Origin of the sequence: Planctobacterium marinum, from assembly GCF_020687805.1 — a bacterium.
Lineage (GTDB): Bacteria > Pseudomonadota > Gammaproteobacteria > Enterobacterales > Alteromonadaceae > Planctobacterium > Planctobacterium marinum.
Genome location: NZ_JAJEWQ010000007.1, coordinates 22,235 through 36,962, shown reverse-complemented (window position 1 = coordinate 36,962; position 14,728 = coordinate 22,235). Strand labels below are relative to the sequence as shown.

General features: G+C 47.7%; 13 protein-coding genes. 3 read left to right on the top strand and 10 right to left on the bottom strand.

Going from position 1 to position 14,728, the window contains the following annotated elements:
* Positions 1-99: 99 nt before the first annotated feature.
* Together LJ740_RS19640 and LJ740_RS19635 are read right to left on the bottom strand one after the other, a co-directional pair.
* Positions 100-2,196, bottom strand: coding sequence for a PocR ligand-binding domain-containing protein (locus tag LJ740_RS19640; RefSeq protein WP_229530836.1), 2,097 nt, complete (start codon positions 2,194-2,196; stop codon positions 100-102).
* A gap of 530 nt (positions 2,197-2,726) precedes the next feature.
* Positions 2,727-5,078, bottom strand: a complete 2,352-nt coding sequence (locus LJ740_RS19635) for a TonB-dependent receptor (protein WP_229530835.1) — start codon at positions 5,076-5,078, stop codon at positions 2,727-2,729.
* Between the two features lie 216 nt (positions 5,079-5,294).
* On the opposite strand from LJ740_RS19635, the gene LJ740_RS19630 reads away from it, so the two are divergent.
* From LJ740_RS19630 to LJ740_RS19620, 3 genes are all read left to right on the top strand, one after another.
* Positions 5,295-6,839: a trehalase family glycosidase gene (locus LJ740_RS19630; RefSeq protein ID WP_229530834.1), complete on the top strand. Its 1,545-nt coding sequence runs from the start codon at positions 5,295-5,297 to the stop codon at positions 6,837-6,839.
* A gap of 104 nt (positions 6,840-6,943) precedes the next feature.
* Positions 6,944-7,945: a LacI family DNA-binding transcriptional regulator gene (locus LJ740_RS19625; RefSeq protein WP_229530833.1), complete on the top strand. Its 1,002-nt coding sequence runs from the start codon at positions 6,944-6,946 to the stop codon at positions 7,943-7,945.
* Positions 7,946-8,046: 101 nt separating this feature from the next.
* Positions 8,047-9,297 carry an MFS transporter gene (locus LJ740_RS19620; RefSeq protein ID WP_229530832.1) on the top strand — a complete coding sequence of 417 codons (1,251 nt, stop codon included), beginning with the start codon at positions 8,047-8,049 and terminating at the stop codon, positions 9,295-9,297.
* On the opposite strand, the gene LJ740_RS19615 is transcribed toward LJ740_RS19620, so the two are convergent.
* The 8 genes from LJ740_RS19615 to aroQ all read right to left on the bottom strand — a co-directional run bounded on the left by LJ740_RS19615 (position 9,287) and on the right by aroQ (position 14,700).
* Positions 9,287-9,703 (bottom strand): DUF6010 family protein, encoded by a 417-nt coding sequence (locus LJ740_RS19615; RefSeq protein WP_229530831.1) that lies wholly within the window; start codon positions 9,701-9,703, stop codon positions 9,287-9,289. The two genes, LJ740_RS19620 and LJ740_RS19615, sit on opposite strands and share 11 nt — an antisense overlap.
* A 152-nt stretch (positions 9,704-9,855) precedes the next feature.
* The gene (locus LJ740_RS19610; RefSeq protein WP_229530830.1) at positions 9,856-10,236 is read right to left on the bottom strand and encodes a VOC family protein; all 381 of its coding nucleotides are present in this window, start codon (positions 10,234-10,236) and stop codon (positions 9,856-9,858) included.
* A gap of 153 nt (positions 10,237-10,389) precedes the next feature.
* Positions 10,390-10,947 carry a hypothetical protein gene (locus LJ740_RS19605; protein WP_229530829.1) on the bottom strand — a complete coding sequence of 186 codons (558 nt, stop codon included), beginning with the start codon at positions 10,945-10,947 and terminating at the stop codon, positions 10,390-10,392.
* 185 nt (positions 10,948-11,132) lie between these two features.
* Positions 11,133-11,972, bottom strand: a complete 840-nt coding sequence (locus LJ740_RS19600; RefSeq protein WP_229530828.1) for an MBL fold metallo-hydrolase — start codon at positions 11,970-11,972, stop codon at positions 11,133-11,135.
* Between the two features lie 19 nt (positions 11,973-11,991).
* Complete coding sequence (locus tag LJ740_RS19595; protein WP_229530827.1) at positions 11,992-12,321, bottom strand: DMT family transporter; 330 nt, start codon at positions 12,319-12,321, stop codon at positions 11,992-11,994.
* 87 nt (positions 12,322-12,408) lie between these two features.
* Positions 12,409-13,758, bottom strand: a complete 1,350-nt coding sequence (accC, locus tag LJ740_RS19590) for an acetyl-CoA carboxylase biotin carboxylase subunit (protein ID WP_229530826.1) — start codon at positions 13,756-13,758, stop codon at positions 12,409-12,411.
* Between the two features lie 11 nt (positions 13,759-13,769).
* Positions 13,770-14,222 carry an acetyl-CoA carboxylase biotin carboxyl carrier protein gene (accB, locus tag LJ740_RS19585; RefSeq protein WP_229530825.1) on the bottom strand — a complete coding sequence of 151 codons (453 nt, stop codon included), beginning with the start codon at positions 14,220-14,222 and terminating at the stop codon, positions 13,770-13,772.
* Positions 14,223-14,256: 34 nt separating this feature from the next.
* A complete protein-coding gene (aroQ, locus tag LJ740_RS19580; protein ID WP_267498373.1) occupies positions 14,257-14,700 on the bottom strand; it encodes a type II 3-dehydroquinate dehydratase in 444 nt (147 codons plus the stop codon).
* Positions 14,701-14,728: the final 28 nt, after the last annotated feature.

The following is a 14,728-nucleotide window of genomic DNA, read 5'->3' as shown; positions in this document are numbered from 1 at the left end:
TTTTTTAGTGTAAAAATTTCAAATCGGATAGTGACCATCATCGCAGGACCGAACATTTATTTAACGGGAATGCGCACTACCAGGCCAGACCGTTCCACCTCAGTCTATCAATAAACGCGCTAATGTTTGATACAAAACAGACATATCGATAGGTTTCCCTATATGTTCGGTAAACCCTTCCTGTTGATAACGCCTGAGGTCATCTTTCATGACATTTGCCGTCAGTGCCACGATTTTAGTATCTGGGTCCAGGCCTTTGATCCGTCTGCAGGCGGCAATGCCATCCAGATTAGGCATTTGTATATCCATGAGAATAAGATGGGGTGAACAGCGTTGAAAGGCTTCGATAGCTTCAACACCATCATTGGCAAACACCAACTCAGCCTGAGTTTCTTCAAGCATTCTGGCCACGATACTCTGATTGATTTCATTGTCCTCGGCGATGACAATGGTTTTTCCTTTCAGAATTGGTGCCTTTCCCTGATAGCGACCTGATGCTACTTTAATTTCATCGCCGCCTTGTTCCAGAGGCAGCATAACTCTGAATTCAGATCCTTTTCCCTGCTCACTGGTGACGTATATTTGCCCGCCCATTAAATCAATAAGATTCTTTGCGATCGCCATACCAAGTCCGGCGCCCCCAAAACTGCGCGTGGTGGTAGAATCGGCCTGTTCAAAGCGTTCAAACAGGGCTTTGATGCCATTTTGGTCCATGCCAATCCCGGTGTCTTTCACCATAAACTCCAGCACTGTACGAGGACCCATTTGCACCTGACTGGCGAGAATTTCCACTTTCCCTTTGCTCGTGAACTTAACCGCATTGGAGGCCAGGTTTAACAGAATTTGCCGGATGCGCACTGGATCACCCCGCCAGTTGTCGGTAAACCCCCCGGCAATTTTGATATGCAGTTCCAGCAGTTTACTTTGGGTAACGGGATACAAATCTGAGCTGATGGATTCCACAATTTGTTTTATAGAAATCGGCACGTTTTCCAGTTCCAGTTTACCGGCTTCTATCTTTGAATAATCCAGAATATCGTTAATGATGGTCAGCAAGGTTCGGGCTGAATACAGGGATTTATCGATCAGATCTCTGTCACTATCATCTGTAACATTGCGCTCCAGTAACTGTAAGGCACCCAGAACGCCATTCATGGGAGTGCGGATTTCGTGACTCATGTTCGCCAGAAAGGCGCTTTTGGAAATATTGGCCTGTTCGGCGCGTTTTTTAGCGGCATTGAGTTTCATTTCGTGCAATTTACTCAATGTTATATCTTGTACAATGGTCCAGATGCAGGCGGCTCCGGTAACTTCTACCGTTTTAACACCGTGCAATAACGCCGTTATGCCGGTGCCTCCCCGGGTTTTCAACCTCACTTCGACGGGTCCGAAAGTTTCTGAATTTTGCAACGCCTCAACAGTACGCGTCAGGGTTTCAGCACCAAAAGCAATAAAGTCGATCAGGCTGTATTCCGTCAGTTTATCTATGTCCAGCGCAACCAATTCAGTAAAAGCACTGTTTGCCAATACTATTCGCCCGGTGTTGGCATTACTTTTTGCGACACCTAAGGGTGCCACTGCAATAAAATCATTGAAGGAACTGGCCAATAACTCGTTTTGCCTGACCACCTTTTTGTTCATTTGACTGATTTTTTTATTCGCGATACCCAACTCAGCAATCATTTCTGCCAGGGTGGCTAAAAAAGTAAAATGACTTTCAATTTCTGTTTTTGAATAAACCGGTACCCGCGCAATCGCTTCGACGTAGCTGTCTTCATCAAACCCTACCTGTCTGGCCCGCTCTCTGAAAGTAGCTAAATCGGGTTTTTCGAAAAAAAACTGTCCGGTAAACAAATTGGCAACATGTTGATTTTCAATGACAACGGGGGTCGCCACATCCACCAGGCCATTTTTGCATTCGTACACATTGTATTTATGACCCTCTGCTAACTGGCCAGCAAGGGCAGTATCACTTTCCAGACAATTGGCGCAGGTACGGGTATTTTGACGGTGAAATTTGGTACAGGAGTCTTGCCAGTTGGTGGCGATTAGCACATTGCCATCGAGGTCTAACAACGCCGTCACCATCCCCGTCGCTGAAGAATATAACTCCAGTAACTTGGTGAGCCTTGGAATGTCGATTAAATCCGACACCAGGTACTCCGGAGAGATCAGGTGTGCCGGGTCGATTTTCATATCAGTCAGTTGTCAAATGTCACTCATTTAAGCGTAGTCCAAAATGACAAATAAAAAAGCCCCAAACTCAATAGAGACGGGGCAAAGGGGCATTTATACCAACTCCAATAAGCATTTGCCCTACTCAGTGGGAATTGAAACGCATTCAGACAAGGCGGATGTTCAAAGGTCTAGTGGGTTAAATCGAGAACATCCAACACCGTATGGATGCGTTTCAAACCCATCGAAGACGCTCCCTCAGCGGGTTACTTCTTTGTTGCGTGAAGTTTGTAAGACCACCAGTATTACTTCATTCACGCGCCGCGAATTAACCTCGCTGAGAAAGCGCTGAGCGAGCAAATGCTTATCGGAGCTGGTATCGAACATGAAACAAATCAATTTAACATTCGGGTTATAATTCAACTCTGAGCCCGGTAATTTTATTTCAGCAACAACAAGGCTGTGGAACAAAACACCCAAACCAGAGCAGAAACTAACCTGTAAATCTTGCGTACAACAATGAGGCCGGACTGATATCCGGCCTGGATAGCTTAATAGAACTCGTAGCTGACACTGAAGGTGGCAGATCTGGGCATAATATAACGCCCATTAGGTGCCGTCGGGTTACGCGGATCACCTTCGGTCAGGGCGTCCTCATCAGTGACATTTTGCATGGACAACTCAAACTTAAGCCCTTCCTCTGTGAGCAAGGTAAAGCCCAGATCCAGTTGCTCATAGCCTTCCAGTACAACGGTGTTTTCATTGTTGGCAAAACGGTCATCTACCAGAATCACGTTGGCATACACGGAAGCCATGTAGTTAGCGATTTCAAAATCGTAACTTGGCGTGGCGCGCAGTTGCCAACCGGGTTGACGTTGCGCTTCATTGCCCACCAGCTCCGGGTTGGAATCACTCTTAGTGATCTCAGTTTCCTGTAACGTTGCATTCAGGGTCACAGAAAAACCATTGTCGTTAAACCAAACCGCATCCAATTCAACACCATAAGCTTCGGTAAAAAAGCGTTGTGAAGGGGCGCTGGGGAAAGGCGTTTGCGATGATTCACTTTCGTTGAAGAACGCTGTTGCGTAGAAATTATAGTTATTTCTCGCCAACTTATACCCCAACTCGTACTGACTGACGTCAAATATCAAATTTGAGCCGGCTTCATAAGCACCATAGTTGTCACGAAAATCGTCAAAATAGGGCATTTTTGAACCTTCACTGGCTCGCAGGAAAACACCACTGCTGTTCTCAAACTGATAGTTAACCCCTAAAGTCCAGGCGGTATCTGACTCATCGTATTGCACCACTTTATCAATCGAACCATCCAGACCTTCGTCTACAGAATACTCAATTTCGTGATTTTCGCGGCGAATACCGACATCCGCGCTTAGCTGCTCGGTAAATTGATAATCCAATGCAGCGTAAAAGGCGGTTGTTTTACCATCACCGGTGCTGTTGATATCATAGTTCCAGCCACCGTTATCGACACAGCTGTCCTGCATATCATTACACACGATACCGGTCAGGTTTTCACCGCCCTGAGCAATCACATGATATGACTGATTTCCGATAGACCACCAGTCATTGGCAGAAAAGTCAGATGCGTACAAACCAAAAGACGCTTCGTAATTGTCGCCGACTTTGGTTAAAGCCAGATCATTGGTGAAGGCTTCGATTTCTTTGCGTACAACCCAACGGCCCACTTGTTGGATCAGGGTGCTGTCCGCATACTCAGTACCTGTGACCGCGCCGGTAACAGGCACCAGATTGCCATTCTCATCCTGATAACGCTCTGCGTTGTCTTCGCCTATCGCCACCAGTTCCGCAATGGTTTTAGGCGTACCATTGGGTACCAGTCCTAACGTATCGGCATCGCCTTTGGTGAAAGCAAAGCGGTCAACGAAGGTCCAGCCATTGCCCAATTCCAGGTTCACCGAGCCACCGGTGATGGAGCCATCCCAGCCACGGCCTTCGCCAAAATCAAACGCTTCGCTGGTGCCGTCAGGTCCGTACTGAATACTCGCCTGTCGGTTTAACGTACCCAGTTGGGTGTACTCGTTATCCACACCATCCACCAGCGGTGTAGGCAAATACCAGGCACCGTGATCGTCAGTAACGCGGGTAAAGAAGTTTAGTTTGCCGTTGTCCAGCTCTTTGGTCAGATTAATGGTGAACTGTTGGCCTTTTTCAGAGTTGAAACCGGCATCGCGGATACCGGAACTCTGTTGCACATAACCACCAATCATATAGTAGAAGTCGTCAGCTAACGAACCACTCAACACCCCATCAAGGCGTTGCAGATCGTAACTGGATGTCGTGTACTTGAGTAAGCCCTCAGTGGCATCGCTGCCTTCTTTTAACAAAAAGTTAGTGGTTAAACCTGGCTGACCATTGGAAACCACAGAGTTTGGACCACCGCGTAAGCCATCCATAAATGAAATGGTTTCATCCACACGGAACAGCGTGGAATTCTCTAAAAAGGACAGCGTGGGTGGCTGATACACGGGTACACCCTGCAACTGAACAGTCAGAAAGGGGGCATCACCGGTACTTGGAAAGCCACGTACAAACACATTAGCGCCTGATACACCGCCAGAGCTTTCCGCCCAGATACCTGGAATAGCCTTAAATACGTCAGCGGTGGACTTAGGCACCAGCTTTTTAATGTCTTCGGCACTTAGTGAAGTAGTTGCAAAGCTACTGTCTACCTTGCGCACGGCTTTACCGCTGGCAGTACCGGTTACGATGATCTGTTCATACAGATCCGGTTTTTGGGCACCGTCATCAGGGGTTTCGGCTTCCTGTGCTGATACTGTGCTAAACATCGCCAGTGAAACCGCAGCGGCCAGTGCCGACTGTTTTAAATTTAACAAATTATTGTGGGGTCGTGTGTTGCTCATTGTGTGTATATCCTCTGCTCCCAGATGTTACTTAATTGTTAATCTAGGATCTATTGCAATCGATTGCAAGTATTTTTTGCAAACGATTGCATTTTAAGATTTTAGCAGTACACTGCAATCAAGATGATATGATTTTAAAGGGGGATACGGGCGACCGGACCAAACGCCATGCAGATAAATGGCTGGTCACAAGTGCAAAAGGCGTCCAGAGTTGTTATGGAAATGTTAGAAAAAACAAATACATCCAACGCGTTTTTAAACAGTGAGTTGTTCACTGCGGTGCAGTCATCAGAATTGTTTCCTGACAGTAAAACGTTTGCCGATGCCATCCCCAAATTACCATTCGCTGAAATCGAAAATAACTGGGTTAAGCAATCCCGGTCGGCGCATTTCAAACTGGCGGATTTTGTTGCCGAGCATTTTATAGTGCCGCACGCCAATAACGAAACCCTGCGGCCCGATACACAGCAAGATGCCCTGAATTATATTCAGGCTATGTGGCCTAAATTGCACCGCCACCCGGATGCACAAACTCATAGTACCCTGATCCCATTGCCGCACTCTTATGTGATACCAGGCGGACGGTTTCAGGAGATTTACTACTGGGATTCCTATTTTACTGCTCTGGGTTTATGCCACGACGGGCATCATCAATGGGTACTGGATATGTTTCTTAATTTTCAGTATCTGTTACAGGACAATGGTTGTATCCCCAATGGCAATCGCGATTATTATCGGGGACGTACCCAGCCTCCAATAATGGCCTTGTTGCTGGATTTATTGTTAAGCAATAAAACACAGCTACCGGCAGTGCAACAAGCTGACTTCCTGACAAAAGCGGTGGACAGCCTGGAACAGGAATACCGGTACTGGATGCAGGGTGCAGATGCCCTTTCTCCACAGAACCGGCAAAATCACCGCTGCGTTTTAATGTCCGATGGTGCTGTGCTGAATCGCTATTGGGATGAGCACACCGGCCCCAGACCCGAATCCTGGCGGGAAGATTTAGAACTGGCATCGGCACTCCCCGAAACTGTCCGTAGCAGCTGCTACACCCACATTCGCGCGGCCTGTGAATCCGGATGGGACTTCAGTTCCCGATGGCTGGCAGAGCCGGATAAACTGGAAACAATTCGCACCGCAGACATAGTTCCGGTGGATTTGAACTGTTTGTTGTGGCAATTGGAAACCAGCCTGGCCCACTACAGCACGTTACTCGCCGAAGAACACAAAGCCAGCCAGTACAAACAAGCGGCACAACAACGCGCCAGAGCTATTCAGCGCTGGTTCTGGCAGGAAAGTCAGGGCTTCTATATGGATTATGCCATCGCAGAAGACAGGGCATCACAGGTGTTTTCACTGGCCGGTGTGCTGCCACTGTTTGTGGGTATTGCAACAACAGATCAGGCCCGGCAGGTAGCCAACAAACTGCGCGGCGAGTTTCTGAACTCTGGTGGCCTGGTCACCACCTTAACCAGTACTCCACAGCAATGGGACAGCCCCAATGGCTGGGCTCCGCTGCAGTGGTTTTCGGTGATTGCGATGGAAAATTACGGTGAGCAAACTCTCGCCAATGAAATCATGGACGCCTGGCTTGGCAATGTCGAACTCTGCCTGGCAACGCACGGCTGTATGCTGGAAAAATACGACGTAGTTCAACCGGGCACCGTTGCCGGAGGTGGCGAATATCAGGTGCAAACGGGGTTCGGCTGGACTAATGGTGTATCCCGTGCCTTTTATAAAAAGCGCCATCAGCGCTAATTGGCGGTTGGATTTTTGAGTGGATTGTTGTTACATATAGTCTTTTACAGTCCACAGGGCGCAAACAGGTTTGTGTCTTTAGTATTCACCAGGTCACCGGATTAATGACAAAAAAAGCCAGCACCCTCACGGATGTCGCCCGCATCGCCGGCGTTTCTGAATCTACCGTATCCAGAGCCCTAAATGACAGCCACCTGGTCAGCGAGAAAACCCGTAAGCGCATAAAGCAAATCGCGGCGGATATGGGTTTTAAAATTAACACGCTGGCCCGAAATTTACGTACTCAAAAATCCTATACCATCGCCGTTGTACTGGTTGTGAGTTCAGAAGAAGACCAGTCCGCCAGCGATCCTTTCTTACTCAGTCTGGTGGGTGTCATTGCCGATGAGCTTAGCAAGCGCAATTATGATTTGTTGCTCTCTTCCCATCCGGGAAAATCACTGGAAAAGGTGCCGGAGCTGGTCAGTCAGAAAAAAGCCGACGGCGTGATCTTATTTGGCCAGGGCGACGACATTGCCCACTTCACCGAAGTGGTCAAGCCTGAGTTACCGGCGATAGTCTGGGGGCAAGTGGCCCCCGATTCGGGTTACGTTACCGTGGGTACAGACAATTACCAGGGTGGCTTGCTGGCGACCCAACATTTGCTGCAAACCGGGCGCAAAAATATCTGCTTTGCCGGACACTTGTCCTATGAAACCGCACAGCGCTACCAGGGTTACCAGCAAGCGATCCGCGACGCCGGCAAACAATACAGTCACCATCTGGATGTGCACTTTAGTTTCTCAGATGCTTACGCCATCACTCAATCGCTGTTACAGGACGAGCAATTTCATTACGATGCCATCGTTGCGGCCAGTGACACCATTGCCCTGGGCATGATGAAAGCCCTGAGCGAAGCGGGCAAGCACATTCCGCAAGATGTGGCTTTTGTAGGCTATGACGATATCTCAGTATCGACTTATACGACCCCGTCCCTGTCTACCATTCGCCAGGACACCCGCAAAGGCGGCGAAAAATTAGTAGAGCTGTTATTTGAACGCCTTGAGGGTAAGTCGGCGGAATCTTTCCTGCTGGATACGCAATTGATAAAACGCAGTAGTAGCTGAACCGGGCAATTTTCAACGTTAACATCAAAATAACAATTGCAATCGATTGCAATTCAGAAATTCTCATGTAATGATTAAGCGGGATTTCTGGAGAAGCAACTATGGTAAAAGCCACCACCACTGAATCTAAACATCTGGTGTTTTTGAGTCTGATTTGTACCTACGTGGTGTTTGCCATTTTGCTCAACAGTGTGGGCACGGTTATCCTGCAGTCCATTGAATCCTTTAATGTCTCTAAAACTCAGGCCAGTACCCTTGAGGGCTTTAAAGATTTACCCATCGCAATCGTCTCCTTTTTACTGGCCTCCTGGTTGCCGCGTTTCGGATTTAAACGAGCCTTGCTTACCGGCCTGACTATTGTCACTCTCAGTTCAGTGCTCATGCCATTAGTGGGTAACTTTCTGATGACTAAGTTGTTGTTTTTGTCCGTCGGGGTCAGCTTCGCATTGGTGAAGGTTTCGGTTTATTCCAGTATCGGCCTGATCGCTGATGACGCCCGCCAACACGCCGCGAAAATGAACCTGCTGGAAGGCTGCTTTATGGTGGGTGTATTGTCCGGTTACTGGATATTCAGCTTTTTTATTAATCCTGATAACCCAGCGTCGCCGGAGTGGCTCAATGTCTACTGGCTGGTGGCAATACTCTGTGCCATTGCACTTTTTGTGGTTCTTATCTCGGACTTTCCGGCACCGGAGGTCACCACCACAGAATCCAGTTTTGACAGTTTTAAAGCCATGCTGTCGCTGGTGTGGTTACCCTTCGTCGTCATGTTTGTTTGCTGCGCCTTCTTCTATGTATTGATTGAACAAGGACTCGGCACCTGGTTGCCCACCTTCAACAAAGACGTGTTGGGACTGAGTAACAATATCAGTGTTCAGATCACCAGCATTTTTGCTGCCTCACTCGCTGTGGGACGCCTTTCAGCGGGCGTTATTCTGAATAAAGTTGACTGGTTTGTGTTTCTGCTGGTCTGCGTTATTGCCATGGCAGCACTATTATTACTGACCATTCCACTGACACTACAGGAACGCCCTGACGCCGCGATAACCAGCTGGCAGGCAGTACCTTTCGCCGCCTGGTTGCTGCCTCTCATCGGCCTGTTTATGGCCCCAATTTACCCGGCGATTAACTCAGTGGTACTTAGCGCTCTGCCCAAAGCACAACACGCCAGTATGACCGGCTTAATTGTGATCTTCTCCGCTCTGGGCGGTACCTTTGGCAGCCTGGTCACCGGTACTGTTTTCGATTTGTTCGACGGCCAAACCGCCTTTTACACTATGCTGGTGCCTATGGCGATTTTATTGCTGAGCCTGGTGTTTTATCGTCGCGCCCTGTCTAAAACTATGTATTGATCGCCATTGGCTGTTTTTCCAGGCTTCTTTTCAGCAAATAAGCAGCCAGTACAACATCAAATGAAATGCACGCCCAAGCGTACCAGGCAGGCGCAATGTGTGCTCCCGGGCCAAATAAATGCAGTGCAGCATCCCAGGCAGGATGCAGTAACCAGCCAATGGCCAGCCATACGAGTCCGCGCTGCAAAGCCAACCAGTAGAAAGCGCTATATAAAAGAACCCCAACAAACTCGGTTGCCAGCCACTTAGTATCCCCCCAGATAATTGCAAAACCGATATAAATAAGCGCAGCAATCACCAGGCTACTTCCCATAACATGAACTAACCTTTTACCACGCAGCTTTCGCGTAATAAAAATAAGTGGGCTTACCAGCAACAATCCCAGAAACAACCAAAGCAAAATCATCTTACTTTTCCTAAATTAAACTCAATAATACACCGGCCTATTGTCGTAGGATTCTGTGACAACCTGGTTACCAGTAAAACCGGGGGGATTGGAAATACACTGGCAGTCAGGCCTTTGCAAATGCTTGCTGTTTAGTGCTACCTGAGCGGGTTTTATTCAGTCCCGTTGGGATTGAAATGAAAGTTGAGCTTATTGCCATCCAGATCCCGAATATAAGCACAATAGAAACCACCGGAACGAATACCAGGTGCGCCTTCATCGGAGGCGCCAATTTCCAGGGCTTTGTAATACAGCGATTCAACCTGTGCTTGTGATGCTGCCTGAAACGCGATCATGGTGCCATTACCGGCTGTGGCCTGTTGACCATTTTCGGGGTTCAGCAAGGTAAATATGACAGACGCGTCGTCTTTTGCCCATGCAATGCAGTTTGCCTGGTCGTATACTCTTTTCGCACCTAAAATGGCAAATAGCTGATCGTAAAAGATGCCGCCGTTTAGGACATCATTTGTCCCTAACGTGATGTATCCAATCATAGTGTTGCTCCTGGTTTTCCTGACCTATTAATGGCTAGTAAAGATAATGCCTGAGGGCGGCCAGGCTTCCAACCAATCTTATACCATTCCAGGCACTGCGATAGCCAATATCCACACAAGCCAGCAACAACTGTTAATTAGTTTAATTTTGACTTACCGGGTTTCGTCTATACACCTGGCGTAATCATGTTTAGCCATAGGATCTGCAGAAAATCTGTTATTTTTTTTGATTCTGTCGCATATATCTTCATCGTAAGCAGCCTGGATAAATTGCCAAAAATCAAGGTCAGTCGGAGACCGTTCAATAGCACAGTTCTTCGACCCAATAGCCGACTGTAACCACATATACCTGACAACTTCACTGTTCGCCCTGTTGTAAGCACTAAAGCTATTTTCTGAATCAAGAATACGAGACTTGATTTCAATCTGATGTTCTTCGGTTTTCAGACACATCATATGCTCCACCATATTGGCAAAACTCTGTGCTCGCTTTATGCCTTTAGTTTCTATAAAACGCGACAGAAAAAATGCGTAATAACTCAAATGGGTCTGTTCTGTGATATCAGACGTCAAACTCGCTATTTCACGATCGACATCGTCTCTGATGCCATTTCCGTTTACGTCATTGATGTCTCTTTGATAGCTATCGGGTTGGGCCAGCGTAAATAGTGGAAGGGTTAGTAAGAGGATGAGGTACCGTAATCGGCTCATTGCATGATTCTCCTTTTGTCAACGTTCTGTCCTTGGTTAAGCCCCTGTCAATGCAGGTGCTTTTTTTAACCATTATAATCATCATATACGCTGAAGACAAGAAACGGACCATCTCCGTCTAACCGGGAAAAAAGAAGTAATGCAGCTCTACACTGTCACTTGTGGGGAACCTGATTACTCACTGATTACTGCACCTTATTTAGGGCCTGCGCCTGTTGCTGCTCGATAAATTGAAGGAAGTTTTCCCGATCAACAAACGGATTCTTCAAATCATTAGTGTTAATCGCCGTACGGGATTTAAATAAATGATTTTTATGGGGATGATTTGCAAGGTTGACGGTTACCACAGGACTTTCAGCGCTGAGTGTTTTTATGCGTGACATGCTGGCTATAAACAGTTTGGTCAGTTGTTTATTTTGAAGATTTGCGCTGTGCCCTCCGGTGACAAATACGCGGTACAATTGCCCTCGATGCCTTGCCATAAAATCAATCGACATATCCCCCTGTGTATGACCGGGGGTAAGGTAAAACTTAAACCTTGTATTAACAATAAGCAGGCTCATTTCATCCTTTACAAATGATGACACTTCAGGCGGCCTGAACTTCTTCTCACCGCGGCTTTGTTCAGCTTGCTGCAGAGCCAGTGCATAACCCTGCTCGGAAATAGTGACCTCAGCAGCGTATAACTCCTGTAAATAGCTGTCACCAGCCACATGATCTGAGTGACCATGGGTCACCAGAATGTGGCTCACCCGTGCACCTTGTAAGCCTAACTTTTTAAGGTTGAGAGGAAGCCATTGGCTATAGGGAAACTCCAGCGTATCAATGATGATCAGTCCGGTAGAGGTTGTCACCGCGTAGGAAGAAACCCATTTATCACCAATGTAATAGACATTATCGAACATCTGGAATGGTTCAATGTAGCCATTGTCCTCGTGCATATCCGGAATTTTTGCTGCGCCATAGCCGACCATAGTGAGCCACAACAGGACGATTATCCTTAACCTGAATATCACGGTAGCCATAGCTTTTACTTATTCCGCCTCAATGGCTCACCGAATTTGAAAATACATTCATCACAACCACACCGCTAATGATCAGTACAATCCCCACAATGGCCGCTAAATCCAGTTTCTGACCAAACAAAATCAATCCGGCGATGGAGATTAATACAATGCCAAGCCCTGACCAGATGGCGTAGGCGATGCCAATGGGGATAGTCTTCAATACCAGTGATAAACAATAAAATGCGATACCAAACCCGATAACCACTACAGCAGAGGGGATAGATTTAGAAAACCCTTCAGAGGCCTTCAGGGCGCTGGTAGCGATTACCTCAGCGACAATTGCAATTGCCAGATAAAAATAGGCCATTAACTACTCCGGAAAATCTATAAGAACTTATTCACACAAACAAAAACGGGCCATCCGGCCCGTTTTGAATCGCTTATAAAGGTTGCCTTAATGGCCGCCAATCCCCAGCTTTTTCTCCAGGTAATGAATGTTGGTACCACCGGCACCAAAGCTTTCATCTGCCATGATTTTTTTCTGAAGTGGAATGTTGGTTTTGATTCCTTCCACTACCAGTTCGTCCAGTGCATGACGCATTCTGGCGATGGCCACATCACGACTTTCGCCGTAGGTGATCAGTTTACCGATCATGGAGTCATAGTTAGGTGGTACTGAATAGCCCGCGTAAATGTGGGAATCCCAACGCACCCCTAAACCACCTGGCGAATGGAACATATCTATTGCGCCCGGAGAAGGAATAAAGGTATTCGGATCTTCAGCGTTGATACGACACTCAATGGCGTGACCTTTGATGTTGATTTGCGACTGGTCAATAGACAGCGGTAAACCACCGGCAATACGCAGTTGCTGTTTGATCAAATCAACCCCGGTGATCATTTCTGAAACCGGGTGCTCTACCTGAATACGGGTATTCATTTCGATGAAGTAGAACTCGCCGTTTTCGTACAGAAACTCAAAAGTACCGGCACCGCGATAGCCGATTTCCACACAGGCACGGCAACAACGCTCACCGATTTTGGCGCGCATTTCAGGGGTAATTCCTGGCGCAGGTGCTTCTTCCACGACTTTCTGGTGACGACGCTGCATAGAACAGTCCCGCTCACCTAAGTGGATCGCATTCCCCTGACCATCGGCCAGTACCTGAATCTCAACGTGACGTGGGTTTTCCAGGAATTTCTCCATGTAAACCACATCGTTGTTAAAGGCCGCTTTGGCTTCCGCCTTGGTAGTTGCAATGGCGTTGATCAGCTCACCTTCAGAGCGCACCACCCGCATACCGCGACCACCACCACCACCGGCAGCTTTAACAATAATGGGGTAACCGATGCGTCGGGCGTGAGCTTTGTTCGCATCCTGGTCGTCCGTTAATGGCCCATCAGAACCCGGTACACAGGGAACACCGGCCTTTTTCATGGCATTGATGGCTGACACTTTGTCACCCATCAGACGAATAGTGTCGCCTTTGGGACCAATGAAAATAAAGCCGCTTTGCTCAACCTGATCAGCAAAATCAGCGTTTTCCGCCAAAAAGCCGTATCCCGGGTGAATAGCAATTGAGTTAGTGACTTCTGCGGCGGCGATAATGGCAGGAATGTTCAGGTAGCTTTCCTGAGCTGCTGCCTTTCCGATACAGATAGACTCATCGGCCAGCAACACATGCTTTAAATTTCGGTCTACCGTCGAGTGTACGGCCACTGTTTTAATGCCCAGCTCTTTACAAGCCCGCAATACTCTCAGTGCAATCTCACCCCGGTTGGCGATAAGAACTTTATCCAACATGAGCTTGCCTCTTATTCGATGATAAACAGAGGCTGATCGAATTCTACAGGCTCTTCATTTTCCACCAGGATTTGCTTAACCACACCCGACTTATCGGCTTCGATTTGGTTCATCATCTTCATGGCTTCAACGATACACAAGGTATCACCCACAGATACGCTTTGCCCTACTTCAACAAACGCTGGCGTACCAGGTGAAGAAGAACGGTAGAAGGTACCCACCATTGGGGAGCGAACCGTATGGCCTGTTGGGGCTGCGGGTGCAGCTGGCTCACTGGCGGCAGGCGCAGCCGGTGCAGCAACTGGGGCATGGGCCATCGGTTGAGCCATAGGAGCCGCCATATAAGCGCCACCACTGTGACCGCGATTGATGCGTACAGATTCTTCACCTTCAGTAATTTCCAATTCAGCAATACCGGACTCTTCCACCAGCTCAATCAGTTTTTTAACTTTACGTATATCCATTGTTGACTCTCTATGTAATCAATTTAATTGTTTGTTATGAATGTTGCACATTGCCATGGCGCAATGCAGCTTGTAGGGCGAAGTGGTATCCCTGCTCACCCAAACCGCAGATCACGCCTTGTGCGACATCAGCCAGATAAGAATGATGACGAAAAGGCTCGCGGGCATGGACGTTAGACAGGTGTACTTCGATAAAAGGTACAGACACACTTAACAGCGCGTCGCGCAGCGCGACGCTGGTATGGGTAAAAGCACCAGGGTTGATAATGATAAAATCGGTTTTGCCGAAACCGGCGTGAATTTTGTCAATCAACTCATGCTCAGCATTGGATTGCAGGTGCGCTAAAATGGCACCGTTGTCGCTGGCAACCTGTTGTAAACCCTGCACAATATCAGACAAGGTGCGATGGCCGTAAACTTCCGGCTCGCGCTTACCTAACATGTTTAAATTGGGACCGTTAAGCAATAGTATGTTCAAAGTAATTTTTTCTTAGTTTGCTGCGAAT